This is a genomic window from Roseovarius halophilus (ex Wu et al. 2025) (genome assembly GCF_047086965.1).
On the sequence record NZ_JBKOTX010000054.1, the window covers coordinates 1 to 22,911 of the forward strand.

Annotated in this window: 37 protein-coding genes and 1 tRNA gene; 19 read left to right on the forward strand and 19 right to left on the reverse strand. The window is 64.2% G+C overall.

The genetic code is table 11. From position 1 onward, the window contains the following. Positions 1 to 1,018, forward strand: a 1,018-nt coding sequence (locus ACH107_RS12715; protein ID WP_412506179.1) for a hypothetical protein, incomplete at its 5' end; no start/stop codon positions are given. 12 nt (positions 1,019 to 1,030) lie between these two features. On the opposite strand, the gene ACH107_RS12720 is transcribed toward ACH107_RS12715, so the two are convergent. From ACH107_RS12720 to ACH107_RS12775, 12 genes are all read right to left on the reverse strand, one after another. Beyond that, entirely contained in the window at positions 1,031 to 1,222 is a 192-nt protein-coding gene (locus tag ACH107_RS12720; protein ID WP_412506180.1) for a transposase, read from the reverse strand. Positions 1,223 to 1,225: 3 nt separating this feature from the next. Then, positions 1,226 to 1,366 carry a hypothetical protein gene (locus tag ACH107_RS12725; protein ID WP_412506181.1) on the reverse strand — a complete coding sequence of 47 codons (141 nt, stop codon included), beginning with the start codon at positions 1,364 to 1,366 and terminating at the stop codon, positions 1,226 to 1,228. A gap of 169 nt (positions 1,367 to 1,535) precedes the next feature. Beyond that, complete coding sequence (locus ACH107_RS12730) at positions 1,536 to 2,714, reverse strand: IS5 family transposase (protein ID WP_412506182.1); 1,179 nt, start codon at positions 2,712 to 2,714, stop codon at positions 1,536 to 1,538. A 228-nt stretch (positions 2,715 to 2,942) separates the two neighbouring features. Beyond that, complete coding sequence (locus tag ACH107_RS12735) at positions 2,943 to 3,383, reverse strand: hypothetical protein (protein ID WP_412506183.1); 441 nt, start codon at positions 3,381 to 3,383, stop codon at positions 2,943 to 2,945. Beyond that, positions 3,380 to 3,868 (reverse strand): hypothetical protein, encoded by a 489-nt coding sequence (locus ACH107_RS12740; protein WP_412506184.1) that lies wholly within the window; start codon positions 3,866 to 3,868, stop codon positions 3,380 to 3,382. Before ACH107_RS12740 ends, ACH107_RS12735 begins: the two co-directional genes overlap by 4 nt. Further along, entirely contained in the window at positions 3,855 to 4,070 is a 216-nt protein-coding gene (locus tag ACH107_RS12745) for a hypothetical protein (protein ID WP_412506185.1), read from the reverse strand. The genes ACH107_RS12740 and ACH107_RS12745 overlap by 14 nt, the downstream gene beginning before the upstream one ends. A gap of 17 nt (positions 4,071 to 4,087) precedes the next feature. Then, positions 4,088 to 4,789 (reverse strand): hypothetical protein, encoded by a 702-nt coding sequence (locus ACH107_RS12750; RefSeq protein WP_412506186.1) that lies wholly within the window; start codon positions 4,787 to 4,789, stop codon positions 4,088 to 4,090. Next, complete coding sequence (locus ACH107_RS12755) at positions 4,786 to 5,688, reverse strand: helix-turn-helix domain-containing protein (protein WP_412506187.1); 903 nt, start codon at positions 5,686 to 5,688, stop codon at positions 4,786 to 4,788. Before ACH107_RS12755 ends, ACH107_RS12750 begins: the two co-directional genes overlap by 4 nt. Further along, positions 5,685 to 6,248: a hypothetical protein gene (locus ACH107_RS12760; protein WP_412506188.1), complete on the reverse strand. Its 564-nt coding sequence runs from the start codon at positions 6,246 to 6,248 to the stop codon at positions 5,685 to 5,687. The genes ACH107_RS12755 and ACH107_RS12760 overlap by 4 nt, the downstream gene beginning before the upstream one ends. Further along, positions 6,245 to 6,583 (reverse strand): hypothetical protein, encoded by a 339-nt coding sequence (locus tag ACH107_RS12765; RefSeq protein WP_412506189.1) that lies wholly within the window; start codon positions 6,581 to 6,583, stop codon positions 6,245 to 6,247. The genes ACH107_RS12760 and ACH107_RS12765 overlap by 4 nt, the downstream gene beginning before the upstream one ends. Then, positions 6,580 to 6,810, reverse strand: coding sequence for a hypothetical protein (locus ACH107_RS12770; RefSeq protein WP_412506190.1), 231 nt, complete (start codon positions 6,808 to 6,810; stop codon positions 6,580 to 6,582). The genes ACH107_RS12765 and ACH107_RS12770 overlap by 4 nt, the downstream gene beginning before the upstream one ends. 224 nt (positions 6,811 to 7,034) lie before the next feature. Then, positions 7,035 to 7,295, reverse strand: a complete 261-nt coding sequence (locus ACH107_RS12775) for a hypothetical protein (protein WP_412506191.1) — start codon at positions 7,293 to 7,295, stop codon at positions 7,035 to 7,037. Positions 7,296 to 7,382: 87 nt separating this feature from the next. On the opposite strand from ACH107_RS12775, the gene ACH107_RS12780 reads away from it, so the two are divergent. The 10 genes from ACH107_RS12780 (at position 7,383) to ACH107_RS12825 (ending at position 12,531) form a co-directional block, all read left to right on the forward strand. Further along, complete coding sequence (locus ACH107_RS12780) at positions 7,383 to 7,640, forward strand: helix-turn-helix domain-containing protein (protein WP_412506192.1); 258 nt, start codon at positions 7,383 to 7,385, stop codon at positions 7,638 to 7,640. Positions 7,641 to 7,885: 245 nt separating this feature from the next. After that, positions 7,886 to 8,047 (forward strand): hypothetical protein, encoded by a 162-nt coding sequence (locus tag ACH107_RS12785; protein ID WP_412506193.1) that lies wholly within the window; start codon positions 7,886 to 7,888, stop codon positions 8,045 to 8,047. A gap of 70 nt (positions 8,048 to 8,117) precedes the next feature. Then, positions 8,118 to 9,068, forward strand: a complete 951-nt coding sequence (locus tag ACH107_RS12790) for an ATP-binding protein (protein WP_412506194.1) — start codon at positions 8,118 to 8,120, stop codon at positions 9,066 to 9,068. Beyond that, positions 9,055 to 9,549, forward strand: a complete 495-nt coding sequence (locus tag ACH107_RS12795; RefSeq protein WP_412506195.1) for a siphovirus Gp157 family protein — start codon at positions 9,055 to 9,057, stop codon at positions 9,547 to 9,549. Before ACH107_RS12790 ends, ACH107_RS12795 begins: the two co-directional genes overlap by 14 nt. Beyond that, positions 9,549 to 9,680, forward strand: coding sequence for a hypothetical protein (locus ACH107_RS12800; protein ID WP_412506196.1), 132 nt, complete (start codon positions 9,549 to 9,551; stop codon positions 9,678 to 9,680). The genes ACH107_RS12795 and ACH107_RS12800 overlap by 1 nt, the downstream gene beginning before the upstream one ends. Beyond that, positions 9,674 to 9,907 (forward strand): LexA family protein, encoded by a 234-nt coding sequence (locus tag ACH107_RS12805; RefSeq protein WP_412506197.1) that lies wholly within the window; start codon positions 9,674 to 9,676, stop codon positions 9,905 to 9,907. The genes ACH107_RS12800 and ACH107_RS12805 overlap by 7 nt, the downstream gene beginning before the upstream one ends. Next, entirely contained in the window at positions 9,907 to 10,410 is a 504-nt protein-coding gene (ssb, locus tag ACH107_RS12810) for a single-stranded DNA-binding protein (protein ID WP_412506198.1), read from the forward strand. Before ACH107_RS12805 ends, ssb begins: the two co-directional genes overlap by 1 nt. Positions 10,411 to 10,459: 49 nt before the next feature. Further along, positions 10,460 to 10,978 (forward strand): hypothetical protein, encoded by a 519-nt coding sequence (locus tag ACH107_RS12815; protein ID WP_412506199.1) that lies wholly within the window; start codon positions 10,460 to 10,462, stop codon positions 10,976 to 10,978. A 333-nt stretch (positions 10,979 to 11,311) separates the two neighbouring features. Next, positions 11,312 to 11,500, forward strand: coding sequence for a hypothetical protein (locus ACH107_RS12820; protein ID WP_412506200.1), 189 nt, complete (start codon positions 11,312 to 11,314; stop codon positions 11,498 to 11,500). A gap of 131 nt (positions 11,501 to 11,631) precedes the next feature. Beyond that, entirely contained in the window at positions 11,632 to 12,531 is a 900-nt protein-coding gene (locus ACH107_RS12825; RefSeq protein WP_412506201.1) for a tyrosine-type recombinase/integrase, read from the forward strand. A gap of 73 nt (positions 12,532 to 12,604) precedes the next feature. Here the strand turns inward: ACH107_RS12825 and ACH107_RS12830 are convergent. After that, positions 12,605 to 12,688, reverse strand: a tRNA-Tyr gene (locus tag ACH107_RS12830). Positions 12,689 to 12,795: 107 nt separating this feature from the next. On the opposite strand from ACH107_RS12830, the gene rlmB reads away from it, so the two are divergent. Both rlmB and ACH107_RS12840 read left to right on the forward strand, forming a co-directional pair. Further along, positions 12,796 to 13,566 carry a 23S rRNA (guanosine(2251)-2'-O)-methyltransferase RlmB gene (gene rlmB / locus ACH107_RS12835; protein WP_412506202.1) on the forward strand — a complete coding sequence of 257 codons (771 nt, stop codon included), beginning with the start codon at positions 12,796 to 12,798 and terminating at the stop codon, positions 13,564 to 13,566. Positions 13,567 to 13,951: 385 nt separating this feature from the next. Further along, positions 13,952 to 14,419: a CoA-binding protein gene (locus tag ACH107_RS12840; protein ID WP_310703012.1), complete on the forward strand. Its 468-nt coding sequence runs from the start codon at positions 13,952 to 13,954 to the stop codon at positions 14,417 to 14,419. Between the two features lie 66 nt (positions 14,420 to 14,485). Here the strand turns inward: ACH107_RS12840 and ACH107_RS12845 are convergent, their stop codons facing one another. The 5 genes from ACH107_RS12845 to hisA are packed head-to-tail and all read right to left on the reverse strand — an operon-like array spanning position 14,486 to position 16,857. After that, positions 14,486 to 14,773, reverse strand: coding sequence for a Dabb family protein (locus tag ACH107_RS12845; protein WP_412506203.1), 288 nt, complete (start codon positions 14,771 to 14,773; stop codon positions 14,486 to 14,488). After that, positions 14,770 to 15,072: a phosphoribosyl-ATP diphosphatase gene (locus tag ACH107_RS12850; protein WP_310703010.1), complete on the reverse strand. Its 303-nt coding sequence runs from the start codon at positions 15,070 to 15,072 to the stop codon at positions 14,770 to 14,772. Before ACH107_RS12850 ends, ACH107_RS12845 begins: the two co-directional genes overlap by 4 nt. Then, positions 15,069 to 15,830: an imidazole glycerol phosphate synthase subunit HisF gene (hisF, locus tag ACH107_RS12855; protein ID WP_412506204.1), complete on the reverse strand. Its 762-nt coding sequence runs from the start codon at positions 15,828 to 15,830 to the stop codon at positions 15,069 to 15,071. The genes ACH107_RS12850 and hisF overlap by 4 nt, the downstream gene beginning before the upstream one ends. Before the next feature lie 4 nt (positions 15,831 to 15,834). Further along, entirely contained in the window at positions 15,835 to 16,134 is a 300-nt protein-coding gene (locus tag ACH107_RS12860) for a hypothetical protein (protein ID WP_310703008.1), read from the reverse strand. Positions 16,135 to 16,137: 3 nt separating this feature from the next. Continuing rightward, positions 16,138 to 16,857 carry a 1-(5-phosphoribosyl)-5-[(5-phosphoribosylamino)methylideneamino]imidazole-4-carboxamide isomerase gene (hisA, locus tag ACH107_RS12865; protein ID WP_412506205.1) on the reverse strand — a complete coding sequence of 240 codons (720 nt, stop codon included), beginning with the start codon at positions 16,855 to 16,857 and terminating at the stop codon, positions 16,138 to 16,140. A 131-nt stretch (positions 16,858 to 16,988) separates the two neighbouring features. Between hisA and ACH107_RS12870 the strand changes: the two genes are divergently transcribed. After that, positions 16,989 to 17,375 carry a DUF2147 domain-containing protein gene (locus ACH107_RS12870; RefSeq protein ID WP_310703006.1) on the forward strand — a complete coding sequence of 129 codons (387 nt, stop codon included), beginning with the start codon at positions 16,989 to 16,991 and terminating at the stop codon, positions 17,373 to 17,375. Positions 17,376 to 17,654: 279 nt separating this feature from the next. Here ACH107_RS12870 and ACH107_RS12875 read toward each other — a convergent pair whose 3' ends face one another. After that, positions 17,655 to 17,870, reverse strand: coding sequence for a DUF1127 domain-containing protein (locus ACH107_RS12875; RefSeq protein ID WP_310703005.1), 216 nt, complete (start codon positions 17,868 to 17,870; stop codon positions 17,655 to 17,657). Between the two features lie 265 nt (positions 17,871 to 18,135). Between ACH107_RS12875 and ACH107_RS12880 the strand changes: the two genes are divergently transcribed. The 5 genes from ACH107_RS12880 to ACH107_RS12900 all read left to right on the forward strand — a co-directional run bounded on the left by ACH107_RS12880 (position 18,136) and on the right by ACH107_RS12900 (position 22,903). Beyond that, the gene (locus ACH107_RS12880) at positions 18,136 to 18,660 is read left to right on the forward strand and encodes a GNAT family N-acetyltransferase (protein ID WP_310703004.1); all 525 of its coding nucleotides are present in this window, start codon (positions 18,136 to 18,138) and stop codon (positions 18,658 to 18,660) included. Positions 18,661 to 19,260: 600 nt separating this feature from the next. Continuing rightward, the gene (locus tag ACH107_RS12885) at positions 19,261 to 19,767 is read left to right on the forward strand and encodes a division/cell wall cluster transcriptional repressor MraZ (RefSeq protein WP_310703003.1); all 507 of its coding nucleotides are present in this window, start codon (positions 19,261 to 19,263) and stop codon (positions 19,765 to 19,767) included. A 3-nt stretch (positions 19,768 to 19,770) separates the two neighbouring features. Then, positions 19,771 to 20,748 (forward strand): 16S rRNA (cytosine(1402)-N(4))-methyltransferase RsmH, encoded by a 978-nt coding sequence (gene rsmH / locus ACH107_RS12890; protein ID WP_310703002.1) that lies wholly within the window; start codon positions 19,771 to 19,773, stop codon positions 20,746 to 20,748. Continuing rightward, positions 20,748 to 21,125 carry a cell division protein FtsL gene (locus ACH107_RS12895; protein ID WP_412506206.1) on the forward strand — a complete coding sequence of 126 codons (378 nt, stop codon included), beginning with the start codon at positions 20,748 to 20,750 and terminating at the stop codon, positions 21,123 to 21,125. The genes rsmH and ACH107_RS12895 overlap by 1 nt, the downstream gene beginning before the upstream one ends. Further along, positions 21,122 to 22,903 (forward strand): peptidoglycan D,D-transpeptidase FtsI family protein, encoded by a 1,782-nt coding sequence (locus ACH107_RS12900; RefSeq protein ID WP_412506207.1) that lies wholly within the window; start codon positions 21,122 to 21,124, stop codon positions 22,901 to 22,903. The genes ACH107_RS12895 and ACH107_RS12900 overlap by 4 nt, the downstream gene beginning before the upstream one ends. The last annotated feature ends 8 nt before the right edge of the window (positions 22,904 to 22,911 follow it).

Genomic DNA, 22,911 nt, shown 5'->3' on the forward strand with positions numbered 1-22,911 from the left:
CGGCTTACGCACCTGCCAGCATCACCCTACGATACAACATCTGGTGCGGTCGTCCGGTAACCGGAAATGCAACCCACCCACACAAAACGCGAAGAAGCCGAAAATCCACGTCATCGATCACAACTCGAAATATGATCTAAGCGTGGTAAAGCAGGATCGGGTTTCCGTCTACAGGGCCAATATGGCGACATACTTTCAGGAAGAATTCACCAACGTCGTGCTGGACAAAGTACTGCGCGACGAAGCGTTGGATTGGCTCTTTATCTTGGACGTCGATGAGTTTTTACCTTTCTTTTCATGGCCTGAGTTTAGCATATTTCTTGACGCTCATTCTAGTCACAAGGTGATTCAGTTTTCTTGGCGTAATGGGGTTCCACTAGATCATGTGACCCATGAGGACGGGCGCGGGGTAAGCGACAGCAAATCCTTAATCTTTTACAAAGACATGGCCTCTACTAAAAAATGCGCTGTGAACATTCGGCTTATGGGGCGCAACTTCTACATTCCACGTAGCAATCACAGAGTGCAACGCCGCCGCAATTTCTTTGGGTTGATGCCCTCTTCGTTTCTGCGGGTGAAAGGCCACGATACGGGGCGAGAGCTCTACCACATCATCTCCTCCAGTTTGGAAGACTTCAGCTTAAAGATCAGGCACTTTAAGGACGTTCGCCAGAAATTCATGGGCGTGAAAGGCCACGGGGGTAGTCTTATTCTGCAGTACCCAGATGCCTACAGCATTGAGGATTGGCTCTCGTTCACGGCAAACTACAGGTCCGGCGATCCAAAGCAGATCAGTCGGGCTGAGTTGTCTGATTTCAGGCCTGTTGATCTGTTCTCCACGCTCGATAGCGTTAAAATAGGGATGATGCGCGCGGCCATTCTGGCACATCCCGTCCCCCACCAAACAGAGACCACGAATGCGGAGCAGGGCATAGTTAATGCCAAGAAAAAATACGGAATTAAGAAGCGGCTGTGCAAGGCGTTTTTGATTTCGGGGACAGAAATCAGAATAAGATAGAGCGCGTTCATCTCAATCGGTTTCATAGTGTGCCGCGACGAAGAAGTTGTAACATTCGTCTGGGGTGAAGAGAGAGCAGACGTGCCCTACGGCGCGCCAGAGATCGTCGTATGTTCGAGCGGCGACCTTTCGTATGAGCGCCTTGAGTTTCGAGAAGGCCATCTCGATGGGGTTCAGATCGGGGCTGTACTTTGGCAAGATCAAGAATCAGGCCCCGATTTTTTTCAGGGTCGCGGCGGCTTCGGTACTTCGGTGTGCGGGGAGGTTGTCGAGGACGAACACGTCGCCCGGCCGCAGCGTTGGGGCAAGAATGCCCTCGACGTACAGCTGGAATGTTTCCTTATCCATGGCACCGTGGACGATGCAGGCTTAGACGCATTGGGCGAATATTGCGGGTTGAAGGCTTAGCAGGCTGCTGAAGAAGTCGGGCTCGAAGGACGTTGTGCCTGCCGCCACGATTTGAAGGCGGTTCTCTACGGCATCGGCGGCAGACACCGGGGGTGGATTGCCTTTTCCGTCAGGCCGCCAGGAGTTTCGGCAGCCTTGCGAGGTTGCAGGCCGCCATGGTCATCGTGAACTGCGCGCGAACCCTGTCCAGGCCGCGGTGAACAGTCTGCGCCATGCCGCCCACGGTCTTGGCCCAGCCGAAGGGTTCCTCGATCTTCTTCCGGCGCCGCTGGGACAGGGCGTAGCCGGCATGCTGGGTGGTCCGTCCGTCGATGGCGGAATGCCGGGCTTTCTGCGCGACGTGCGGTGTCACGACCATGCGCCTGAGATCGGCGACGAAGTCGGCACTGTCATATCCCTTGTCCGCCCCGAGCGTCAGGCGCCGGGTCGAACCCGGGGAATACCGATTGATCATCTCGAGGGCCGCCTTGCGCTCGCCGCGGCCGTCAGCGTGGGTCAGGTCCGCCTGCACCACGAGACCGTTGCGGTTCTCCATCAGCGTATGCCCCATGAAGCACAGCATCGCTGCCGCGCCCGGCGCCTTCTTGTAAAGGCGCGCATCCGGGTCCGTGACCGAGGCATGGGTTGCATTCGAGCGCTTCTCTCCCCGGAAGTTCACCTCGGCGTTGCGGGGCTGGCGGGGCGTGTCAGGCATCGGCTGTGTCTCGGTCTGCTGGGGCTGGTCGGTGTCTGCGAAGGGCTGGTCTTTTGCCGATGGCGGCGGGCCACCGGGATCGTCGTCCCGAGGCGGCGTGGTATCTTCTTTTGGCTGGAAGCTCTTTATGGAAGCCCACGCCTTGATCAGGGTGCCGTCGACCGAGAAGTGCTCGTCCGACAGCAGCGGCTTGACCGAAGGGTGCGCCAGGATCGCCGCCATGACCTTGCGCGACATGTCGGTGGTCAGCAGCCGGTCGCGGTTCTTGGTGAACACGGTCGGGACCCAGACCGGGTCGTCGATGCCGAGCCCGACGAACCACCGGAACAGAAGGTTGTAGTCCATCTGCTCCATCAGTTGCCGCTCGGACCGGATCGAGAACAGGATCTGGAGAAGGCTCGCGCGGATCAGGCGCTCCGGCGCGATGGAGGGGCGGCCGAAGTCGGTGTAGAGCGCGTCAAACTCGACATCGAGACTCGCCAGGGCGTCATTGACGATCTGCCGGATCTTGCGAAGCGGATGACCCGCCGGGACCCGCTCATCACGGTCCACATAGCTGAACAGCGATCCACTCGCTTCGTCCGTCCCGCGCATCGTCACCCTCATCGCCGCTGCCGTGACGGAGATGAATCATGTTATCGAAACCGCGTCGAGCCCGGCCTTTTTCAGCAGCCTGTTAGAGAAAGTATAGACAGGGTTTTTCGAGGGCGAAATTAATTATCCGCGGTCCGCCTAGATGTCACATCCCGCCGAAGCCATGGCCGAAGAACTTGCGGTCATCAAATCAACCGTCGCACTTGAAACTTGAGACCAAGATGTGCATCATCTTGGCTGTTCTTCCTTTTCGGTGTTCCAAGCGAGGACGCGCTTGGCCCGCTTGCACCGCTCGATGAGCTCATAGGCGATGTCCGGGTCGAGGCGACCGACGAGCGAAAGCCGCTCGATATAGTCGATCTGCTCGTCCTCGAGTCGGGTGACGGTCTTCAGCTTGTGGTCGTTGTCGACCTCGTCCTCAGGGTTGCCGAGATAGGGGATGCTCAGCATCTCCGCGGCTTCCCTGTTCGGTATCTTCATCCTCTTGAGCTCGCGCCACTGGTCCTCCAGCCACTCTGGAACGTCGCAGCCGCGTTTGGCGATGTTCGCCATCCTTTGCAGGCGCTCGTTGTCCAATGTGAACCGTTCACGCGCGCGCCGATTTCGGGCCGCAGCGAATTCCGAGTCCTGGTTGAGCCGCTTCATGTTTTCAGCGCGGTTGTTGGTCACGGTCGAAATCCTCCCCGGTCGAGGCGCTGCGAGATCACCGAAAGCGCGCGGTCCTTCATCCTGTCGGCGTGCCGCCGGCTCATGGGGAAGCCGCGCGCCTTCAGCGCGTGCTCGAAATTTGTTCTGTAGACGCGGCAGCGAAGCCAGAGGTTGAGAATCACCGCGTCGCCAGAGTGATCTTCGGCGAGGTAAAGGCGGCACCAATCGAGCACCCAGATCATCTCGTCGATGCGCTCCGGGGGAAGCTGGATGCGGGTCACCTTTTCTGCTTCCTCGACCCCCTCGGCCTTCTCGGGGAAACCCCAGCCTTCCTCCAGGTGGTCTTCAAAGGTGGCTTTGAACCGGGGCATTGCGCTGCGTATAGGCGCCGGCCCAGTGGGCCCCGCGTTATATCGCGCCCAACGCACCGCCTCGACCATCCGCTCGCGCACCAGCTTGGGCGTCCACGTTTCGTCCTCGATCGTGACGTTCTCAGCGTTGATCATCGGCGCGCCTCCCGAAGAGCCGGTTGGCGATGTTCGTCACGGCCTGCTGGTCCCACTCGCTGGCCAGCTCGTCGACCGGGATCACGGCGATGCCACGCTCGCGCCATGCTTTTTCGGATTGCTCACGGACCGCGCGGGCCCGGCGGTCGGCCTCGTAGTCGCTTGGGCCCTTGTCATAGATGCTCGAAATCTGCCTCGACATGCTCAACAACCCTCCTATCATGCCCAGCGGCGCATCTCGGCGGACCGCTCGTCCATCCGACGCGCTACGCCTTCGAGGTCTCGTTGGACGCGCGCCATGGCCTCCGGCGTCATGCCTTCACCGCCGTGCTTGCGGGCCAAATAGGCCTGCTTCGCCGACCGGTGCCGGGCCTTGGCGTCCTGCTCCCATCGGATCGCCGCGTCCTCGCCGGACTGCTCCCGCCGGGCCGCGAAGGCGCCGGTGCGGTAGGTGGTCATTGTCTCCTCGTCGATGAGACCCCGGGCAATCAGCTCAATCGCCGAAACGCCCCACAGGTAGCTTTCGCTGACCGGTTCTCCGTCGTGCATCTTGCGAGCTGCCATCTCCACCGGATCGAGCGTGAATTCCCGCTTGGGCTCGGCATCAGCCTTCTTCTGGGCCGCCGCGGCGATGGCATCCTCGGTGGCGGCGATGAACACCTTGGCGGGCGGCCAGCCGTGAGCCCCGTGGCGGCGGCGGATCTCTGTGTTGATCTCCGGGGTCAGCAGGCGCATGTCGGCCTCGGTGTAGCCGGAGGGGATCAGCCCGTTGATGTCCTCGACCAGCAGGTTGACCTCGTCGCGCAGGGCGTCGTCGGACAGGTGCTCGGGAAGGCGGTAGCGGTGAAGCAGCCCGCCCGGCTCCCGGTATAGAAACGCGAAGATCGCGCGCTTTCGCTGCTCGTAGGTCAATCCGTTCATGGGTCCATCCTCAGCTCGATTTGCGGTGGTTTGCGTGTCGGACCGGCGACCTCGTCGCACCCTTCCTCCGTGGAAACTGCTCCGAGCCGCCGGAGGCGGTCGGCGGTCGTCTCGGCTCGGTTCCGGGCGTGCGTCTGGTCGCCCTCCCATCGCTTTTTATTGAGCCAAGTCGTCAAATACGGGATCTTCGAAATGTCGCCGCCTTTCTGGACCCGGATAAAAACTCCGAGCGGCTTCACGATCGTTTCGAATGTGTTTGTTCTTCGGGCTTTAGCCCAAGCCGTCCGAGCGTCCTGCTTGTCAACTTTTCGAGGGTAGTGCTGCCAGACTATTGCGAATTCATCATCGATGGTTTCGCAGCCATCGGCCAAGCCGCCGAGATAGGGCGACTTGCTCTGTACAAGCCCAATCTGATCACTGAGGGTGGGAAGCAAATCCTGCTGAACGCACTCGCCCGCCGCATCGCGGTGGGCAAGAGATGGTTCAATTCCAAGGTTAGTATTTCCAAGGTTAGTATGGCTGTTGCGTTTTGCGACTAGGGCCTGTTGCGTTTTGCAACTAGGGTGGTTGCGCTTCGCAACAGGGGGTGGTTGCGTTTCGCAACTAGGCCCTCTGTGCTCCGAAACCTGGCTGAGCGTTAGCCGATACGAGTTGCTGGCCCTCGAACCGTTTTCCCGATCGCGCTTTTCCCGCTGGATCAATCCCAGATCTTCAAGAGCATCGAGGTGCCGGATCAGGGTTGTCTTGTTCATCTCGCACTCGTCAGCCAGCGTCTTGAGGCTGGGGAAGCAAAGACCCGTTTCCTCGTTGTGGTGGTCGGCCAGCCAGTAGAGGACGATCTTCGCGGAGGGCTTCAATCCTCGCTGCTTCATAGCCAGCGCGGTCATGTAGTGGCTCATTTGGCGCCTCCTGCTCGTGCGCTTCTTGTTTCAGGGTCTTTGCCCTGCTGATGGAAAAACGGCCCCGTGGCGGCCGCGTGCGCGCCCCACAGGCGCGTGCAGGCGAGGTCCCAGACCGCCGCCGCGTCGGCTTGGTTGTCGTCGCCGGGCTCCCAGCCACGGGCGCGACACTCGGAAAGGATGGCGGCCTTCTTCTCGGCGCGCTTCATCCGGCCGGAGCCGATGAAATGCTTTGCCACGGTCTGTGGCGGGTAGATGTCGACCGCGACGCCTTTGCGCTCGGCCCAGCTGAGGACGTTGGCGGTCAGGCCGATCGTCAACAGGGTCGTTTCCCAGTTGTTGTGGGCGGCGACAAAAGGCTTCTCGACCGCGATGTGGGAGACGCCCAGCTCGGTGATCAGGCGGTGCGCCAGCCCCTGAATGTGCATCAGGCGGGTCGCATGGAACCTGGCCTCGCCCTTGGACTTGAGGTCGAGCGTCCACAGTTCCGGCCGGCCCCCGAGGGGACCGACCGCAACGCCGGTCTTTGTGGCAAGATCGAGACCGGCGACAATCATCACTCGGCCGCCATATCCGTCTGCATGGCGTCCGACTTCTCGGCCTCACGGTCGAGCATGTCGCGGACTTCCTCCTCCCATTTCGGGCGGATAGCCTCCAGCATCGGCAGAAAGGTCCGCAGGAAGTCGGCCTTCTTTGAGGTGGGCATGTCGTTGATCGCGCGGATTTTCGCCAATGCGCCCTTGTGGTAGCCGCGGTCCTGCAGGATGCGCTTGACCGTCGAGCGAAGATCTCCGTTCGCGCTGGAAACCTCCGCCTTGATCTCGTCGATCTCCGCGAGGTCCGTCAGAAGCGCCGAGAGCTCGACGGCAAAATCACTGTTTTGGGGGTAGGTCATTCCTGTGATCCTTTCTCTGGGTCGTTCCGGGGATGATCGGTGCTGGGCGCGCCGCCGCCGAAGTAGGCGGCGATCGCGGCTTCGCGCCGGCGTTCGCCGTCCGGGCGGTGTTCGAAGCAGGCCCAGAGATAGCCGCGCTTGCCCTTGGGCTTGTCGCGGGCAGGGCCGGGCCAGCCAAAGCCGAAGGGGGCGACAGGGGTGCCGCACACAAAGCAGGGACCGGCCATAGCGACGAGACCTCTGGGCGTGGTTCCAAAACGCAAAGCGCAGGCGGCGGCCGACGCCATTGCCCGTATCGATGAAGCTGCGTGATGAGATCGCGCTGCCGCCCGGGCCTTAGCGGCCACGCCTCTGATCGCACCGCCGAAATCCTCACCGCGAAGAGCAGGGCTTCCACAAAACCGCTTCATATCCGCGTCGATATGAGCATGTGTGACCAGAGCCGGGGCCATCATTCGGACGGCCCTCCGGCACACGACTGCTTACGAGGAAGGAGGGCGTCAACTTGGCCATCAGTCGCCGCTCGAACATTGAAAGCACTCTCGTGGCATGTGATGCCTTCGGTGGCGCAAATCTGACGGATCACCGGGAGACAGGCGGCCGGGAACTTGCCCCGCACCACGGCGTTATTGACCGCGGTCACGCCGATACCCAGCGCCATTGCAATGCGCCTTTGCCCGATCCGGGCCGCGATGTCCTTGGCGTCGTCCATGGCGTGCATCATCCACGAAAAGTGGAGCGGCACAAGACCACGATTGGTAGGTTGCAAACAAATTCACATTGGGTGGATCAGTGAGCAATGAGTGAACACCCAGAATTCCATGAAATCGGCGCGCGCCTCGCGCGGATCCGGCGGGCCTTCTCGGACGACAGCCAGAAGGCCTGGGCTGAAAAGAACCGCTTCAACGCCACCCAGTATAACAACTGGGAAAAGGGGACCCGTCGTATCCCGGTGGAGCGGGCCATAGAGCTGTGCGAGCGCTATGGGCTCACACTGGATTTCGTGTACCGCGGCAGAAGTGACGGGTTGTCGGAAAGCCTCCGGAAGTCGCTCTGAGAACACCAGCCCATGTGCTCGACCACGTGGTCAAGCGGCACGTCGAGTAGATCTGCGACCTCGATCATCCGGTCGAGGCGGCTGTCCACTGTCGCCTGGTCGCGCGGCTCCTCCATGAGAACGAATTAGCAACATCGCAAGCGCTGTGTCTAGTCCGAAAAATAAAAATCCACCCAATGTGAACTAGGGATTGCGTGGACCACAAAAAGTGGAGTAGTGTGCCGCCCAGAACGATGGAGGTACGCATGTTCACGATCCTGTCCCACACGCAAACCGGCAAGGCTGCGCGCGCGCCCATCAACTGGCGCGCGGTTGGCACGTTCATCGGCGATGTCATCGCCGCGATCTCGATCTTGGCGACCGGCTACCTCGTCCTGCTGATCGGCCACGGCCTGGGCCTCAACTGACCCGTGCCAACATGTCCTCAGCCGGCAGCGTGACGATGCTCATCCACGCATCCGCCATCAAGCCCCTGAAGTGAAACCTGAAGCCAACGGAGAGCTTTTCATGGTCCTTAACATCACCACCGCGTCCGATCCGATGACCGTCGACGCGATCTGCCTGACCATCTATTCGCAGCCCGGGCTTGGCAAGACCAGCCTTGCCTATACGGCATCGCGCCCGCTGCTGCTTGATTTCGACAACGGGGCTTACCGTGCGGTTGACCGCAAAGACGTCGTGCAAGTGCATGACTGGCGTGACGTGGCCGGGGTACGCGCCGATGACCTCGCGAATTACGACACGATCATCATCGACACCATCGGCAAGGCGCTCGACTGCCTGACCCAAGACATCCTGCGCGGCAACTCGAAGCTCGGGTATGGCGGGGCACTGAACCAGCAAGGCTGGGGCCAGCTCGGCGTGCGGTTCGGCGCGTTCCTGCGGCTACTGCGCGGCTTTGGCAAGGACGTCATCCTCGTCTCGCACATGGACGAGCAGAAAGACGGGGACGGGATCAAAGAGCGCCTGAAAATCCCGGGCGGCTCGAAAGACCTCGTGCTGACCGACAGCGACGCCATTGCGCGCATCTCGATCGTGAACAAAGAGCGGCACCTGATCTTTTCCCCGACCGAGACCTCGTTCGGCAAAGATCCTGCCCAGCTCGGGGACATGGCGATCCCCGACGCCTCCGCGCCAGCCTACGCTGACTGCCTCGCGCAGGTGATCGGCGGGATCAAAGAGAAGCTCAACGCGCTCAGCGAGGAGCAGGTCGCCCGTCGCAGCGAAGTCGAGTGGTTCACCGCGCACTTGCCGCAGGTCCAAGACGCGGACGGCATCAACGGCTTGCTTGGGCGTGCCAAAAAGGCGGGGCGGGATGTGGCCAAAATGGTCGTGAACCGCGCCGAGGAGCTTGGGTTGGATTTCGACCCCGACGCGCGGCGCTACGTCTACCTCGAGGACACGGAGGGCGACCATGAAGCGGCTTGACCCGGTCGCCATCACCCGCATGGCAGACGAAATCCGCGCCATCCTCGGCGAGGATTGCGACCTCGAAACCCTCCTCGACACGCTCGATGGGCAGACCGACGCGCTGGACATTCTCGACCAGCTTATCGCGCAGGACAGGGACGCCGCGGCGCTGGCCACGGCGATCAAGGCGCAAATCTCCGATCTGACGGCGCGCAAGGCCCGCATGGAGGCGCGCAGCCGGGCCGCGAAGGCGGCCATGCTGACCCTTCTGGACGCGGTGGGGGCGCGCAAGATCGAACGCCCGGCCGCCACGGTGTCGCGGCGCTCAGGCTCCGCATCGGTGGTTATCACCGATGAGACCGCCGCCCCCTCGCAGCTCTGCCAGATCAGAAAGGTGCCCGACAAGAAGGCCATCAAGGCGCAGATCGACGCCGGCGAGGACGTGCCCGGCGCAGAGATCAAGATCGGCGCCGACGGCGTGACCTTGAGGAGCGCGTGATGCTCCAAGTAACGCAGAAACCTGATTTTGCGCAGATCGCGCATTGCTACAGATCGCCGGACGCGATGCGCGCATGGCAGCAGCGCGGCGGGATGCTTGGCCGCAATCCGGTGGAGGGCGTGCCATGCTGACGCCCCGCCAACACGAGTGCTGGCGGTTTCTCGCCAGCTACACCCGCGCGCATGGCTATTCGCCGTCGTTCGAGGAGATCGCCGAGGCGATGGGCCTCGCGTCCAAATCCAACGTTCACCGCCTTCTGCAGGCGCTTGAGCAGCGCGGCTTCATCCGCCGCATGCCCGGCCTCCAGCGGGCAATCGAAATCATCCGAACCCCGGACGCGCCCAAGGAGAAGACCTGATGGCAGGCAGCGTTAATAGAGTCACAATTCTCGGCAACCTTGGCCGAGACCCGGAGGACCGGAGCTTCAATAACGGCGGGCAGGTGTGCAACCTCAACGTCGCCACATCCGAGACGTGGAAGGACAAGACCACCGGCGAAAAGCGCGAGCGGACCGAATGGCACCGCATCTCGATCCTCTCCGACGCGCTGGTTGGGATCGCCGAACAGTATCTGCGCAAGGGCTCGAAGGTCTACATCGAGGGTCAGCTCGAAACCCGCAAGTGGCAGGACCAAAGCGGGCAGGACCGCTACACGACCCAGATCGTCCTGCGCCCCTTCAAGAGCGAGCTCACGCTGCTGGAGGGGCGGAGTGGCGGCAACGGCGGCGGAAACGGCTGTGAGGGCTACGACGGCGGCCAGAGCGGCGGCACGGGCCCAAGTGCCGACTATGGCGGCGGTGGGCGCCCGGGCGGCGACGACCTCTCAGACGAGATCCCCTTCGTCATGGAGTGGCGGCTATGACAGGGCAGGGGAGCGAGGTCACGGGTGTTACCAGCGGGGAGGGCGCCTGATGTCCTATCCGTTCTTCGTGCGCCGGATCGAGAACGCATTGGTCCCGACCTCGAAGGCGGGCCAGATCGCGATCGAGAGGCTGAAGTTCGGCGCGCTTTACAAGATCGCCCCGAAGCAGCCGCGCAACCCGAAGCAGCACCGGCTTTTCTGGGCTTTTGCGACCTATGTGGCCGAAGCCTTGAACGACGGGCCGGCCGGAGCCGATTGGAGCGCAGAGGACGTCAAGGATGACCTTCTCGTCGCCACTGGCCGCACCCGGGACAGGCAGATGACCCGGATCGAGAGAATGCGCCACAACGTTCCGGCTGACGCGGTGGCGATGGTATCCCGGCCGGTGTCGATCAGCTTCGCGAAGATGGAGGGAGAAGCATTCTCGACCTTCATGGATGACGCGATGGCCTATGTCCGCAACCACCTCGCGCCGTGGATCGAGGCCAGCGACCACTGGCCGCAGATCGAGAAAATCCTCTTGGCTAGCTGGATGCTTCGGAGCGATGAGACGGGAGGCGACGAGTGAGCATTGCGCCGCTGAAAACCCAAGAGGCCCCACGGATGCATCGGCTGTGGAACCCAGGGACGCGGTGCGACCTGCTTCACCTTTCCGGGGTTGGGGAAACCCGCGACGTGGCTTTCTCGTGGATCGGCTTTGCTTATCGGGCCGACAAGCTGCGCTGCCGCCGGTCGGCAGGGCTGAGCACGCTCAAAGGAGAAATGGCATGACCAGGCCGCAAACCAACAAAGGGCCGCGCATCTCTGCGACCGCCCCCGTCGCGAACACATTTCCCTGCGGCGTGTTGTTCGCAGGGCCAAAGACACAGCGTGCGGCGAGACAAAACAAGAAGGGCTGACGATGCCACGCAAGCCTGCAAACATCACCCAAGCCGACGTCGCGCGCACTTTGCGCGCTTTTGATCAGGTCGGGATTCCTGTTGAGGTCACCCTTGAGCCCGATGGGCGCGTTCGCTTCACGCCGGTCGATCCCGGCGCGTCGCCCCCGTCGTCGGAAGCAGTTGACTATGACGCGAGGGTCGAGCTGTGACAGACCCTATGCCAAGGAAATTGCCTTACCTTCATCGAGAAAAGACCAGACACGGCACAGTCGTTTGGTATGTCCGGATCGGGCACGGCCCGCGTGTGCGAATACGCGCAGCGCCGGGTAGCCCGGAATTCATGGAGGCGTATCGGGCGGTGATAAACGGGGGGCTGCCTCCTGCGGCGTCCAACACGCCCGAGGGCGATCCACGCACGCTGGCTTGGCTGGTGGACCAGTGGCGCAAGTCGTCAGACTGGGGCAGCAAGGCGAACGCTACCCGGCGCCAGCGTGAAAACGTGCTACAGCACGTCGTTGAGAAAAGTGGCCACGTCTCATTTCGGGCAGTTCGCCAAAAGCACATTGTGGAGGGCCGAGAGCGTCGGCAGGCTACGCCCTTTGCCGCCAACAACTTCATCAAGACCATGCGAGCGCTGTTCCGTTGGGCGGTGGAGGCCAAGCTGCTGGATCAGGACCCGACTGAAGGGGTCGCGTTTATCAAGACCCGCACCGACGGGTTTCTTGCATGGACTGCCGACGATGTTGAGCGCTTTCGCTCCCGCTGGCCGCTTGGCACCCGCGAGCGCGTTGCTCTTGAGGTCCTGCTTAACACCGGCTTGCGCCGGGGCGACGCGGTGAGGCTGGGGCGCCAGCATGTGAAAGACGGGGTCGCGGTTCTGCGAGCCGAAAAAACCGGTGTTGAACTTTTCATCCCGATATTGCCGGTCCTCGACGACGCGCTGCGCCACGGGCCTACCGGAGACCTGTCGTTTATCTGCGGCAAGAACGGCAGGCCAATGGTCAAGGAGAGCTTTGGGACCTGGTTCAAGAACGCCTGCAAGGCGGCGAAGGTTGAGGGCACCGCACATGGGCTGCGGAAACTGGCCGCGACCATGGTGGCGGACCGTGGCGGCTCTGAGCACGAGTTGCAGGCGCTCTTTGGATGGCAAACCGGCGAGCAGTCGGCGGTTTACACCCGTAATGCGAACAAGCGCCGGTTGGCCATCAAGGCCGCGATGCGGCTTGCGGACGGCGGGTAAAATTCCCGCACCTTGTGGTAGGTGCGGGAATTGGCCAAAAAAATCTAAAGAAATCAAAGCCAAAAAGGAGATATGGTGGGCGACCCAGGAATCGAACCTGGCATGGGTCTCCCCGGCGGAGTTACAGTCCGCTGCCGCACCTTGCAGCTCGTCGCCCGACGCTGGCGGTGGATAGCCGCGAGGCATTTCGGCGTCAACACCATTTTGGCGCGCGCCCTTGCGGATTTTCTCTGCCCGTCCCATGACGGGCAAAAGGAGACCGCCATGAAGAAACCCAAGTGGGTCGTCGAGAAGGAACAGGCCCGCCGCAAGGGCGCGGCCGACACGGTCTGGCTGTTCGGGCTGCACGCGGTGCGCGACGCGCTGATGAATCCCGCCCGCGAGAAACTCCGCCTGGTGGTGACCAAGAACGCGCTGGATCGGCTGGGCGAGGCGGTGGCCCATGGCCCCGCCGCCGAGATGAGCGATCCGCGCCGGTTCGCCGCCCCCATCGACCCGCAGTCGGTGCACCAGGGCGCCGCGCTCGAGGTCAGGCCGCTGGACTGGGGCGCACCGGCCGAGGCCTGCTATCCCAAGGGGGCGGCGCGCGTGGTGCTGCTGGACCGGGTGACCGATCCGCACAACGTCGGCGCCATCCTGCGCTCGGCCGAGGTTTTCGGTGCCCGCGCCGTCATCGCCGTGCAACGCCATTCGGCCCCCGAGACCGGCGCGCTGGCCAAGACGGCATCGGGCGCGCTGGAACGTCAGCCCTATCTTCGGGTGCGTAACCTGGCCACCACCATGGAAGAGCTGAAATCCATGGGCTACCTGGTGCTGGGCCTGGCCGGCGAAGCCGAGGAGAGCATCGAGGCGGCCCTGGCCGGACAGACAGACCGCCCCGTGGCCCTGGTTCTCGGGGCCGAGGGGCCTGGGCTGCGCGACAAGACACGCGCCACCTGCGACAAGCTGGTGAAAATCCCCGTGGCGGGGCACTTCGGCTCGCTCAACGTCTCCAATGCCGCCGCGGTGGCCCTATATGCCTCGCAGGTTGGTTGAGCAGGGGCGCGGCCCGCAGGACGATCTCAGGCAGGGGCCGGGACGGGGCGACCGCGCCTGCGGCGACGCCCGCCCGCCCGGCCCCGAAACAGCGGCGCCCAGCGGGCCGGAACGCAAGGGGCCACGCGCTGGGTTCGAGGCCTTCCTTGACAAGAGCGTCGATCCCGCCGCGGACGTCACCGACCGGTACCTGCGCGTGTTCGCGGCCTGTTCACATTTTCCTGAGGGCCACTTTTCCAAGCGTCTTGGAAAATTACCTCTCAATGAGAGATAAGCGCACGGAACGCCTTGTCTCACTCACTGTCCCTCGTTCCGTACCTGACGCGCCCAGGGTTCCCACCTTGGGCGCTTTTTTCTTGCGCGCGACGGGGGTAAGCTGCGCGCCATGTCCTACAGCGACTCGCACCTGCGCGGCATTCTCGACCGCACCCGGACCATCGCCATGGTGGGGGTCAGCGCCAACCCGGTGCGGCCCTCTTATTTCGTGGCGCGCTATCTGGGGCTCAAGGGCTACCGGGTGATCCCCGTCAATCCCGGCCTCGCCGGGCAGGACTTGCTGGGTGAGACGGTCCATGCCAGCCTGTCCGAGGTACCCGACGCGGTGGAGATGGTCGACATCTTCCGCCGGCCGGAGGCGGTGCCAGCCATCGTGGACGACGCATTGGCGCGCTGGCCCGAGCTGCAGACCATCTGGATGCAGATCGGCGTCGTTCATGACGAGGCCGCCGCCCGGGCCGAGACGCGCGGGGTGGATGTGATCATGGATCGCTGCCCCAAGATGGAATACCAGCGCCTGTGCGGCGAGCTGTCGCGCGGCGGCATCAATACCGGGCGGATCTCGTCGAAGCTTTAGGGGCTCTGCCCCTCTTGGGCCTGCGGCCCAATTCACCCCGGGATATTTTCGGCCAGAAGAAGCGCGTCAGGATTCGATATCGGCGGCCAGGCGCAACTCGCGCAAGGGGCGGACCACCTCGATGCAACTCTGATAGGTCGGATGCGCCTTGTAGCGGTCCAGCGCCGCCTCATCGGGGAACTCGGCGTAGACCACCACATCCACCGCGCCGCCGGTCAGTTGGTCGGCATTAAGCGACCGGCGCACCTCGAAGGTCTCGTGCTCGGGGATGGTGGCAAGCATGGTCAGGCCGTCCTCGATCTTCGAGACATCGGCGGGGTCTCTGGCGGAAAAGAACACGATATGACGGATCATCGGCCGGCCTTCTCTGCGATTCCGCTTTGCATCTGGCGCCGGGCGAGTTCGGCTTCAATGTCGGAAAGTGTCACACCCCGCGCCGCGCACATGACCAGCAGGTGATAGAGCGCATCGGCGGCCTCCGCGGTCAGTCGGGCGGGGCGGTCCCTGACGGCCTCGATGATGGCCTCCACCGCTTCTTCGCCGAACTTCTCGGCGGCCTTGTCGGGGTCGGCCAGCAGGCGTGCGGTCCAGCTGTGCTCGGGGTCGGCGTCCTTGCGGTCGGCGATGGTGGCGGCGAGGTCTGTCAGGGTCATGTCAGTCTCATGGGAATGCCGGCGGCGGCCATGTGCGCCTTGGCCTGGCCGATGGTGTAGGTGCCGAAGTGAAAGATCGAGGCGGCGAGGACGGCGCTGGCGCGCCCCTCGGTCACGCCTTCGACCAGATGATCCAGCGTGCCGACGCCCCCGGAGGCGATCACCGGAATATCCACGGCGTCCGAAATGGCGCGGGTCAGCGCGAGGTTGAAGCCCGCTTTCGTCCCGTCCCGGTCCATCGAGGTCAGCAGGATTTCCCCGGCGCCCTTTGCCGCGACCGTCCGGGCGAACGCCACCGCATCGATGCCGGTGGGCCTGCGCCCGCCGTGGGTGAAGATTTCCCACCGGCCCGGTTCCACTGTCTTGGCGTCGATGGCGCAGACGATGCATTGCGCGCCAAAGCGCAGCGCGGCCTCGGTCAGCACGTCCGGGTCGGCCACGGCGGCCGAATTGAACGAGACCTTGTCGGCCCCGGCCAGCAGCAGCTTGCGCACATCCTCGTGGCTGCGCACGCCGCCGCCGATGGTCAGCGGCATGAAGACCTGTTCCGCCGTGCGCGTGGCCAGATCGTAGAGCGTGCCGCGATTTTCGTGGGTGGCGTGGATGTCGAGAAAGCACAGCTCGTCCGCGCCGGCGGCATCATAGGCGCGGGCGGCATCCACCGGATCGCCGGCGTCGCGCAGGTCGACGAAGTTGACGCCCTTGACCACGCGGCCATCGGCGACGTCGAGACAGGGAATGATGCGGGTCTTGAGCATGGCGTTACCGGTGTTGCGCGCGGCGGGTCTGCCCGCGCCTTATGCCCCAGCCCGCCAGCAGAAGGAAGAACCCGATCAGCGACAGCCCCAGCCCCGCCGGGATCGCCCAGAGCAGGCCGTAGGCCCGGGCCAGAACCTCGCCGGCCGGCTGGCCCAGCACCTGGCAGGGGCCGCTGCTGCCCGCCTCGTTGACCGAACAGCCCTCGAGCGCGCGGGCCAGGGTGCCCGCCCCCAGGGGCAGGGCCACGGGGGCCAGCCCGAGCAGGACAGCGACCAGTCCCAGCACGCGCAGGGTCCGGTCCATGGCTCAGCCCTTGAGCAGGGCGAGCGCCCGGCCAAGGTCGATCGCCCCGTCATAGAGCGCCCGGCCCGAGATCGCGCCCGCGATGACGCCAGAGGCCTTGAGTGCGGCGAGGTCGTCGAGCGAGGCTACCCCGCCCGAGGCAATCACGGGGATTCTGACCGCCCGCGCCAGGGCCGCGGTCGCCGCGACGTTGGGCCCGCTCATGGCGCCGTCACGGTTGATATCGGTGTAGATCAGCGCTGCGACACCCGCATCCTCGAAGGATTTCGCCAGTTCGGTGGCGTCGACATCGGTTACCTCGGCCCAGCCCCGGGTCGCGACCCGTCCGCTGCGCGCGTCGATGCCGACGGCCACCCGGCCCGGGAAGGCGCGGGCGGCCTCGCGCACCAGCGCGGGGTCTTCCACAGCGACGGTGCCGAGGATCACGCGTTCCAGCCCCTTGGCCAGCCAGGTCTCGATCGTGGCCATGTCGCGGATGCCGCCACCCAGTTGTGCCGGGACCTTGCAGTCGCGCAGGATCGCCTCGACCGGGGCGGCGTTGACGGGGGCGCCCGCGAAGGCGCCGTTCAGGTCCACCAGGTGCAGCCACTCGCAGCCCGCCGCGACGAAGGCGCGCGCCTGCGCGGCCGGGTCCTCGTTGAAGACGGTGGATTTCTCCATGTCGCCGCGCAGCAGGCGTACGGCGTGGCCGTCCTTGAGGTCGATGGCGGGGTAGAGGATCATGCGCGGGTCTCCACTGGCGTTTGCATCCCTTTGCACCATGGCCCCGGGGGATGCAACGCGACCCCACGTCAGGCTTGATCGCAAGGGGGGCCACGGCACAGGCTTCGGGGCAGGTTCAGGGAGGACTGGCAATGAAGACGACGCTTGCACTGACGACAGCCCTGCTGGGCCTGGCCACGATGGCCGCCGCCGACCCCGCCGAGGGCATCTGGCAAACCCAGGTGGACGATGGCGCCTATGCGCATGTAACCCTGTCGACCTGTGGCGATGCGGTCTGCGGCGAGATCAGCCGGACCTTCGATTCGGATGGCGAATACCAGTCCGAGGCCCTTGGCCGGCAGATCGTGATCGACATGGTGCCGCAGGGCGACGGCAGCTACGAGGGCCGCGTCTGGCGGCCGTCCAACGACAAGATATACGTCGGCAAGATGGAGCTGGAGGGCGACCGCCTGCGCCTGCAGGGCTGCGTGCTGGGCGGGCTGATCTGTTCCGGCCAGACTTGGGCGCGGATAGAATAGCGGGTGATGGCGCGGGTGGACAGCTCTTCGTGCCGGGTGGCCCTTAAACAAAAACGGTGACGCCCGGGAGGAGGGCGTCACCGCTTCTTTGTCTCGCGCCCGGCCCGGGAGGAGGAGGGCCGACCGCGCAGGTCTTGGGCGAAGCGGCGGCGATGCCAGGGAGGAGGAGAGGCATCGCCGCGTCTTCTGGTCGGTGTCCCGCTCAGGGAGGAGGAGAGAGCGGTCCACCTGTGTCAGGGCCTCAGGGAGGAGGAGAGAGACCCCGATTCCGGTGTTTTTTCAGACCTCGTCGGCCGCCTGCTGGGCGATGCCGGGGATCATGGAGCGATGGATGCCCATATCCGCAAGATCGCGGTCGCTGACGCGGGACAGTTCATCATAGGTCTTGCGGTAGGCCTTGCGCTTGGCGGCGCGGTGGGCCAGGGCGTCGCGCAGCATGGCCACCCGCTCGGACAGCGAGGGGCCGTGACCGCGGATGTCGGTGATGTATGCCATGAGGAGCCTCTTTCGGTTCGGACTTCGTTTAGACGCGTTTTGCATCTGTTGGCCTAAAGATAGTCAAATGCTGCGCCTGCACAATCCGCCGAATGAGCAATGCTGCTATGCAGCATTTGCATGGTAATATGCCGCGTAATCAGGCAACTGTGCCCAAGTTGCGGGATGACGCAGGGGAAGCTTTGCGCATCGCCCAATTCATGGCACCCCTCGGGCGCGCTGTGAGCGAAAAATGGTTCCTCGAAGCAGGAGACAGGGGGCAGGCATGGCGGATGACCGGGAATCGGGCGGCAGGCCGTGGCGGCCCGATCCGCGACTCCGGCGTGCCGGGGCAGCGGATTGGCCCGTGATCTGGGCCATGCTCGAACCGGTGTTCCGCGCGGGCGAGACCTATGCGGTGGATCGCGACGTCTCGGAGGCCGCGGCGCGGGCGATGTGGCTGGAGGGGCCCGTCGCGACATACCTGGCCGAAGGCGATGCGCCGATGGGCACCTATTATATAAAGACCAACCATGGTGGTGGCGGGGCCCATGTCTGCAATTGCGGTTATGTCACAGCCCCGGCGGCGCGGGGGCAGGGCGTGGCCACGACCATGTGCCTTCATTCCCAGCAAGAGGCCCGGCGGCTGGGCTATGCGGCGATGCAGTTCAACCTTGTGGTCGCCACGAACACCGGCGCGCTGCGTCTCTGGGACGCGCTTGGGTTCGAGATCGTCGGCACCCTTCCGAGCGCCTTCCGCCATCCGCGCCTTGGTCCGGTGGCGGCCCATGTGATGTGGAAAGAGATCTGAGGTCCCTTCCGGCGATCGGGAAACCCTGGAACCGGTCCGGTATCGAATCACTTTTCCAGGGAACATTATGGCAACTTGGACGAATCCGCACGTGAAATCCTTCTGAATTGTTCCAGAAATCGGATCCAGGGATAAAAAATTCAAACCAGACGGTCCTTCATGGAACATTTTGAGCATATCCATATATTGTGCTGCATTCCCATTATAATACCTTATATGCGCACATTAGGCCCAATCCCCCACATGATTTTGTCTGAACAAGGCGTCGAGATCATCATGTTGTGCCATGTTTTCCCAAGAAATCCATTGCTTCCCATGAAATCCCATGGCACAAACTTCGACAAGGAAGACGGGCAGACAATTCGGGGCGATCCAACGACCCCGCCGGCGTAAAGTCAGGTTTCATACAGGCACCCGCTTTCCTTGAACGACAAGATCCGGCGCGCGAGCGAGCAGACATCCCCCCCCAGGTGGCGCGCGCAGTCGGACCTCCCGGAAACGGGACGAGGGCGGCGGATTGGACAGTGGCAGCAGTCCGATCCGCCGTTTTCGGTTCAGGCCACGGCCGGGGGAGAGGCAGCGTGAAAGGACCGCGGGACAGTGGTTCTCAGTTTCAGAGGCGAGTTCAACCAGAAGGTTGACACCAAGGGCCGCGTCTCGGTCCCGGCCGATTTCCGTGTCGTGCTCGCCGATGGGGACCCGCGTTGCCCCGAGACCCCGCTGCCACGCATGGTCGTCCTGCACGGCCCCCACCTGAAAAATTGCCTGCATGTTTATACCATCGAGGCCATGGCCGAGATCGAGGAAGGCATCCGCAAGCTTCCGCGCGGCTCGGTCGAGCGTCGGCGCGCCAGCCGCATGATCCTCGGGAAATCCTGGGACACCGAGGTTGACAAGGACGGGCGCATCGTCCTGCCCCAGCGCCTGCGTCAGCAAATCGGGCTGGATGGCGAGGCGGTGATGGTCGCCATGGGCGATTATTTCGAGATCTGGAACGCCGCCACCTATGACGAGGTCGAGGCCGCCGAGACCGCCGAATGGCTGGAGGACCAGCCCGAGGACTTCGACCCGCTCAGCCTCATCGACCCGCCCGGCGACGGGGGCTGAACCATGGGGGCCGCTGCCACCGAGACCCCGCATCTTCCCGTGCTGATCGGGCCGCTGGTCGCGGCCTGCGCGCCGATCCGTGGCACCTGGCTTGACGGCACCTTTGGCGCGGGTGGCTATGCGCAGGCCCTTCTGGCGGCGGGCGCGGAACGGGTGATCGGGCTGGATCGTGACCCGTCGATTGTCGAAATCGCGCAATGGGCGTTGAAAAATCCCCAAGTTCAGCTGGTAGAAGATACCTTTTCCAATTTAGACGCCCATGGCGCGGATCTTGATGGCGTGGTGCTGGACCTGGGCGTGTCCTCCATGCAGCTGGACCAGGCCGACCGGGGGTTCTCCTTTCAGAAGGACGGCCCGCTGGACATGCGCATGGGCAGCGGTGGCACCACGGCTGCCGAGATCGTCAACACCGCCAGCGAAGAGGAAATCGCCGAGATCCTTTTCATCTACGGCGAAGAACGCGCCAGCCGCCGCATCGCCCGGCGCATCGTCGCGCGGCGGGCCGAAACGCCCTTCGAGACGACGCTGGACCTTGCCCGGCTGGTCGAATCCTGCCTGCCGCGTCCGAAGCCGGGGCAGAGTCACCCGGCCACGCGGAGCTTTCAGGCGCTGCGCATCGCGGTGAACGATGAATACGGGCAATTGGCCGAGGGGCTGATGGCCGCCGAACGCGCGTTGAAACTGGGCGGACACCTTGCCGTTGTGACATTCCATTCGGTCGAGGACCGCATGGTCAAACGCTTCTTGCAAGAACGCGCCGGAAAACGCGCGAGCGTCAGCCGCTATGCGCCTGAGATCGAACAGGAAACCCCGGCCTTCGAGATCGTCACGAAAAAGGCCGTCACGGCCAATGCGACGGAGCTGGCCGCCAATCCCCGGGCGCGCAGTGCCAAGCTGCGCGTGGCGCGCCGCACCGAGGCCCCCGCCACCCCGATTGAGCGGGCGAAGCTGGGGATGCCAAGATTGAAGAGGGACAGGTAATGCGCTCTTTTCTCTACGTTATTTCCGCATTGTCCGTGGTCGCACTCGGGGTCTGGGCCTATCAGGAGAACTACCGCACACAAGAGGCCATGCGCGAGGTGCGCGCGCTGCACGGCCAGATCGGTGCCGCGCATGAGCGGCTCCAGATGCTACGCGCGGAATGGGCCTATCTCAACCGTCCCGACCGGCTGCGTGACCTGGCCGAGTTGAACTTCGAGCGGCTTCGCCTGCTGCCGTTGATGCCCGATGCCTTCGGCGAGGTGGGCCAGATCGCCTATCCCGCCCCCGCACTGCTGCCGATCACCAACCCGGTCGAGGTTGCCAGCGACAACGCGCCCGAGGCCGCGGATGACGACCCCGAGGAGGCCGTGCAATGATCCGGACGCCGCTGCGCCCGCTGGCGCGCATCCTGAAGGCCCGCGACCGGGGCGAGAACCCCGACCGCATCGAGGCCGAGAATCGCCGGCTGCGCCATGAGCGGATGCAGGACCGCGCCCGCCAGCGCGCCGAGGGCCGTCTGCTGGTCATGGCGGGGATGTTCCTGTTGGCCTTCGGCGCCATCGGTCTGCGCATGGGGGTCCTGGCCAGCACCGTCCCCGAAGAGCCCACGGCCCAGGCCCGCGGCAACCCGATCATCGGTCAGCGGGCCGATATCCTCGACCGGCGCGGGCGCATCCTGGCCACCAACCTGCAGACCCACAGCCTTTATGCCCAGCCACCCCAGATGGTTGACCCGCAAAAGGCCGCCACCGACTTGGCCGCGATCTTCCCGGAGCTGGAGGCGGAAGAGTTGCTGGAGGATTTCACAGGCCCGCGCCGTTTCCTCTGGATTCGGCGCGAAATCAGCCCCGAGCAGATGCAGGCCGTCCACGACATCGGCGATCCGGGCCTGATGTTCGGCCCGCGCGAGATGCGGCTTTACCCCAACGGCGCGGTGGCCGCGCATGTGCTGGGCGGGGCCTCTTACGGGCGCGAAGGCGTCAGCAGCGCCGAGGTGATCGGCGTGGCCGGTGTCGAGAAATACTTTGACGATCGCCTGCGCGACCCGGCCAACGAGGGCGCGCCGCTGCGCCTGTCGCTGGACCTGTCGGTGCAGGCCGCCTCGGAGCGGGTGCTGCAGGGTGGCATGATGCTGATGAATGCCAAGGGCGCGAGCAGCGTTCTGATGGACGTGAGCACGGGCGAAGTCGTCTCGATGGTCTCATTGCCGGATTTCGACCCCAACGACCGCCCGCGCGGGCCGGCAGAGGGTGACCAGGGTGACAGCCCGCTATTCAACCGCGCGGTGCAGGGAGTCTACGAACTGGGCTCGGTGTTCAAGATCTTCACCGTGGCCCAGGCGCTGGACCTCGGCCTGGTGGAGCCGGACACCGTGATCGACACCAGCGGTCCGCTTTCCTGGGGGCGCTTTTCCATCCGCGATTACCGCGACTACGGCGATGAGCTGACGACGCGCGAGGTGATCGTCAAATCCTCGAACATCGGCACCGCGCGGATCGCCCAGGAGATTGGAGCCGAGCGCCAGCGCGATTTCCTGGATCGGCTGGGCTTTCTCGAACCTGCGCCGGCCGAGATGGTCGAGGCGCCCACCGGCGCGCCGCTGCTGCCGGACAACTGGTCCGAGATCTCGACAATGACGATTTCCTACGGATACGGGCTGTCCTTGTCGCCGCTGCATCTTGCGGCAGGCTATGCCAGCCTGGTCAACGGGGGCACCCGGGTGACGCCGACGCTGCTGCGCCGGGACCGGCCCCAGCAGGGCGCCCGTGTCGTCAGCGAGGAGGTCTCGGCCCGCGCCCGCGCCATGCTGCGCGGGGTTGTCACCGATGGGACGGCCTCCTTCGGCGGTGTCGCGGGCTACCGCGTGGGCGGCAAGACCGGCACCGCCAACAAGCCGCGCCCGCAGGGGGGATACTTCGAGGACAAGACCATCGCGACCTTCGCCACCGTCTTTCCCGCCGATGATCCGCGCTATGTCCTGATCGTCACCCTGGACGAGCCCCAGATCGAGGCGCTGGGCGAGACGCGCCGCACCGCAGGCTGGACGGCCGTGCCGGTGGCCGCCGAGATGATCCGCCGCGCGGCGCCGTTGCTGGACATGCGCCCGGACGTTGCAAGCCCGCGTCCGGCGGGTGTAACACTCACCTCGAACTAGGGTGGGGG

Bases quoted from the DNA above. Each gene is read 5' to 3' on its own strand.
- ACH107_RS12725 (WP_412506181.1), bottom strand. From the start codon at position 1,366: ATGGATAAGGAAACATTCCAGCTGTACGTCGAGGGCATTCTTGCCCCA.
- ACH107_RS12730 (WP_412506182.1), bottom strand. From the start codon at position 2,714: ATGCGCGGGACGGACGAAGCGAGTGGATCGCTGTTCAGCTATGTGGAC.
- ACH107_RS12740 (WP_412506184.1), bottom strand. From the start codon at position 3,868: ATGATCAACGCTGAGAACGTCACGATCGAGGACGAAACGTGGACGCCC.
- ACH107_RS12745 (WP_412506185.1), bottom strand. From the start codon at position 4,070: ATGTCGAGGCAGATTTCGAGCATCTATGACAAGGGCCCAAGCGACTAC.
- ACH107_RS12750 (WP_412506186.1), bottom strand. From the start codon at position 4,789: ATGAACGGATTGACCTACGAGCAGCGAAAGCGCGCGATCTTCGCGTTT.
- ACH107_RS12755 (WP_412506187.1), bottom strand. From the start codon at position 5,688: ATGAGCCACTACATGACCGCGCTGGCTATGAAGCAGCGAGGATTGAAG.
- ACH107_RS12765 (WP_412506189.1), bottom strand. From the start codon at position 6,583: ATGACCTACCCCCAAAACAGTGATTTTGCCGTCGAGCTCTCGGCGCTT.
- ACH107_RS12770 (WP_412506190.1), bottom strand. From the start codon at position 6,810: ATGGCCGGTCCCTGCTTTGTGTGCGGCACCCCTGTCGCCCCCTTCGGC.
- ACH107_RS12775 (WP_412506191.1), bottom strand. From the start codon at position 7,295: ATGGACGACGCCAAGGACATCGCGGCCCGGATCGGGCAAAGGCGCATT.
- ACH107_RS12780 (WP_412506192.1), top strand. From the start codon at position 7,383: ATGAGTGAACACCCAGAATTCCATGAAATCGGCGCGCGCCTCGCGCGG.
- ACH107_RS12785 (WP_412506193.1), top strand. From the start codon at position 7,886: ATGTTCACGATCCTGTCCCACACGCAAACCGGCAAGGCTGCGCGCGCG.
- ACH107_RS12795 (WP_412506195.1), top strand. From the start codon at position 9,055: ATGAAGCGGCTTGACCCGGTCGCCATCACCCGCATGGCAGACGAAATC.
- ACH107_RS12800 (WP_412506196.1), top strand. From the start codon at position 9,549: ATGCTCCAAGTAACGCAGAAACCTGATTTTGCGCAGATCGCGCATTGC.
- ACH107_RS12805 (WP_412506197.1), top strand. From the start codon at position 9,674: ATGCTGACGCCCCGCCAACACGAGTGCTGGCGGTTTCTCGCCAGCTAC.
- ssb (WP_412506198.1), top strand. From the start codon at position 9,907: ATGGCAGGCAGCGTTAATAGAGTCACAATTCTCGGCAACCTTGGCCGA.
- ACH107_RS12815 (WP_412506199.1), top strand. From the start codon at position 10,460: ATGTCCTATCCGTTCTTCGTGCGCCGGATCGAGAACGCATTGGTCCCG.
- ACH107_RS12820 (WP_412506200.1), top strand. From the start codon at position 11,312: ATGCCACGCAAGCCTGCAAACATCACCCAAGCCGACGTCGCGCGCACT.
- ACH107_RS12825 (WP_412506201.1), top strand. From the start codon at position 11,632: ATGGAGGCGTATCGGGCGGTGATAAACGGGGGGCTGCCTCCTGCGGCG.
- rlmB (WP_412506202.1), top strand. From the start codon at position 12,796: ATGAAGAAACCCAAGTGGGTCGTCGAGAAGGAACAGGCCCGCCGCAAG.
- ACH107_RS12840 (WP_310703012.1), top strand. From the start codon at position 13,952: ATGTCCTACAGCGACTCGCACCTGCGCGGCATTCTCGACCGCACCCGG.
- ACH107_RS12845 (WP_412506203.1), bottom strand. From the start codon at position 14,773: ATGATCCGTCATATCGTGTTCTTTTCCGCCAGAGACCCCGCCGATGTC.
- ACH107_RS12850 (WP_310703010.1), bottom strand. From the start codon at position 15,072: ATGACCCTGACAGACCTCGCCGCCACCATCGCCGACCGCAAGGACGCC.
- hisF (WP_412506204.1), bottom strand. From the start codon at position 15,830: ATGCTCAAGACCCGCATCATTCCCTGTCTCGACGTCGCCGATGGCCGC.
- ACH107_RS12860 (WP_310703008.1), bottom strand. From the start codon at position 16,134: ATGGACCGGACCCTGCGCGTGCTGGGACTGGTCGCTGTCCTGCTCGGG.
- hisA (WP_412506205.1), bottom strand. From the start codon at position 16,857: ATGATCCTCTACCCCGCCATCGACCTCAAGGACGGCCACGCCGTACGC.
- ACH107_RS12870 (WP_310703006.1), top strand. From the start codon at position 16,989: ATGAAGACGACGCTTGCACTGACGACAGCCCTGCTGGGCCTGGCCACG.
- ACH107_RS12875 (WP_310703005.1), bottom strand. From the start codon at position 17,870: ATGGCATACATCACCGACATCCGCGGTCACGGCCCCTCGCTGTCCGAG.
- ACH107_RS12880 (WP_310703004.1), top strand. From the start codon at position 18,136: ATGGCGGATGACCGGGAATCGGGCGGCAGGCCGTGGCGGCCCGATCCG.
- rsmH (WP_310703002.1), top strand. From the start codon at position 19,771: ATGGGGGCCGCTGCCACCGAGACCCCGCATCTTCCCGTGCTGATCGGG.
- ACH107_RS12895 (WP_412506206.1), top strand. From the start codon at position 20,748: ATGCGCTCTTTTCTCTACGTTATTTCCGCATTGTCCGTGGTCGCACTC.
- ACH107_RS12900 (WP_412506207.1), top strand. From the start codon at position 21,122: ATGATCCGGACGCCGCTGCGCCCGCTGGCGCGCATCCTGAAGGCCCGC.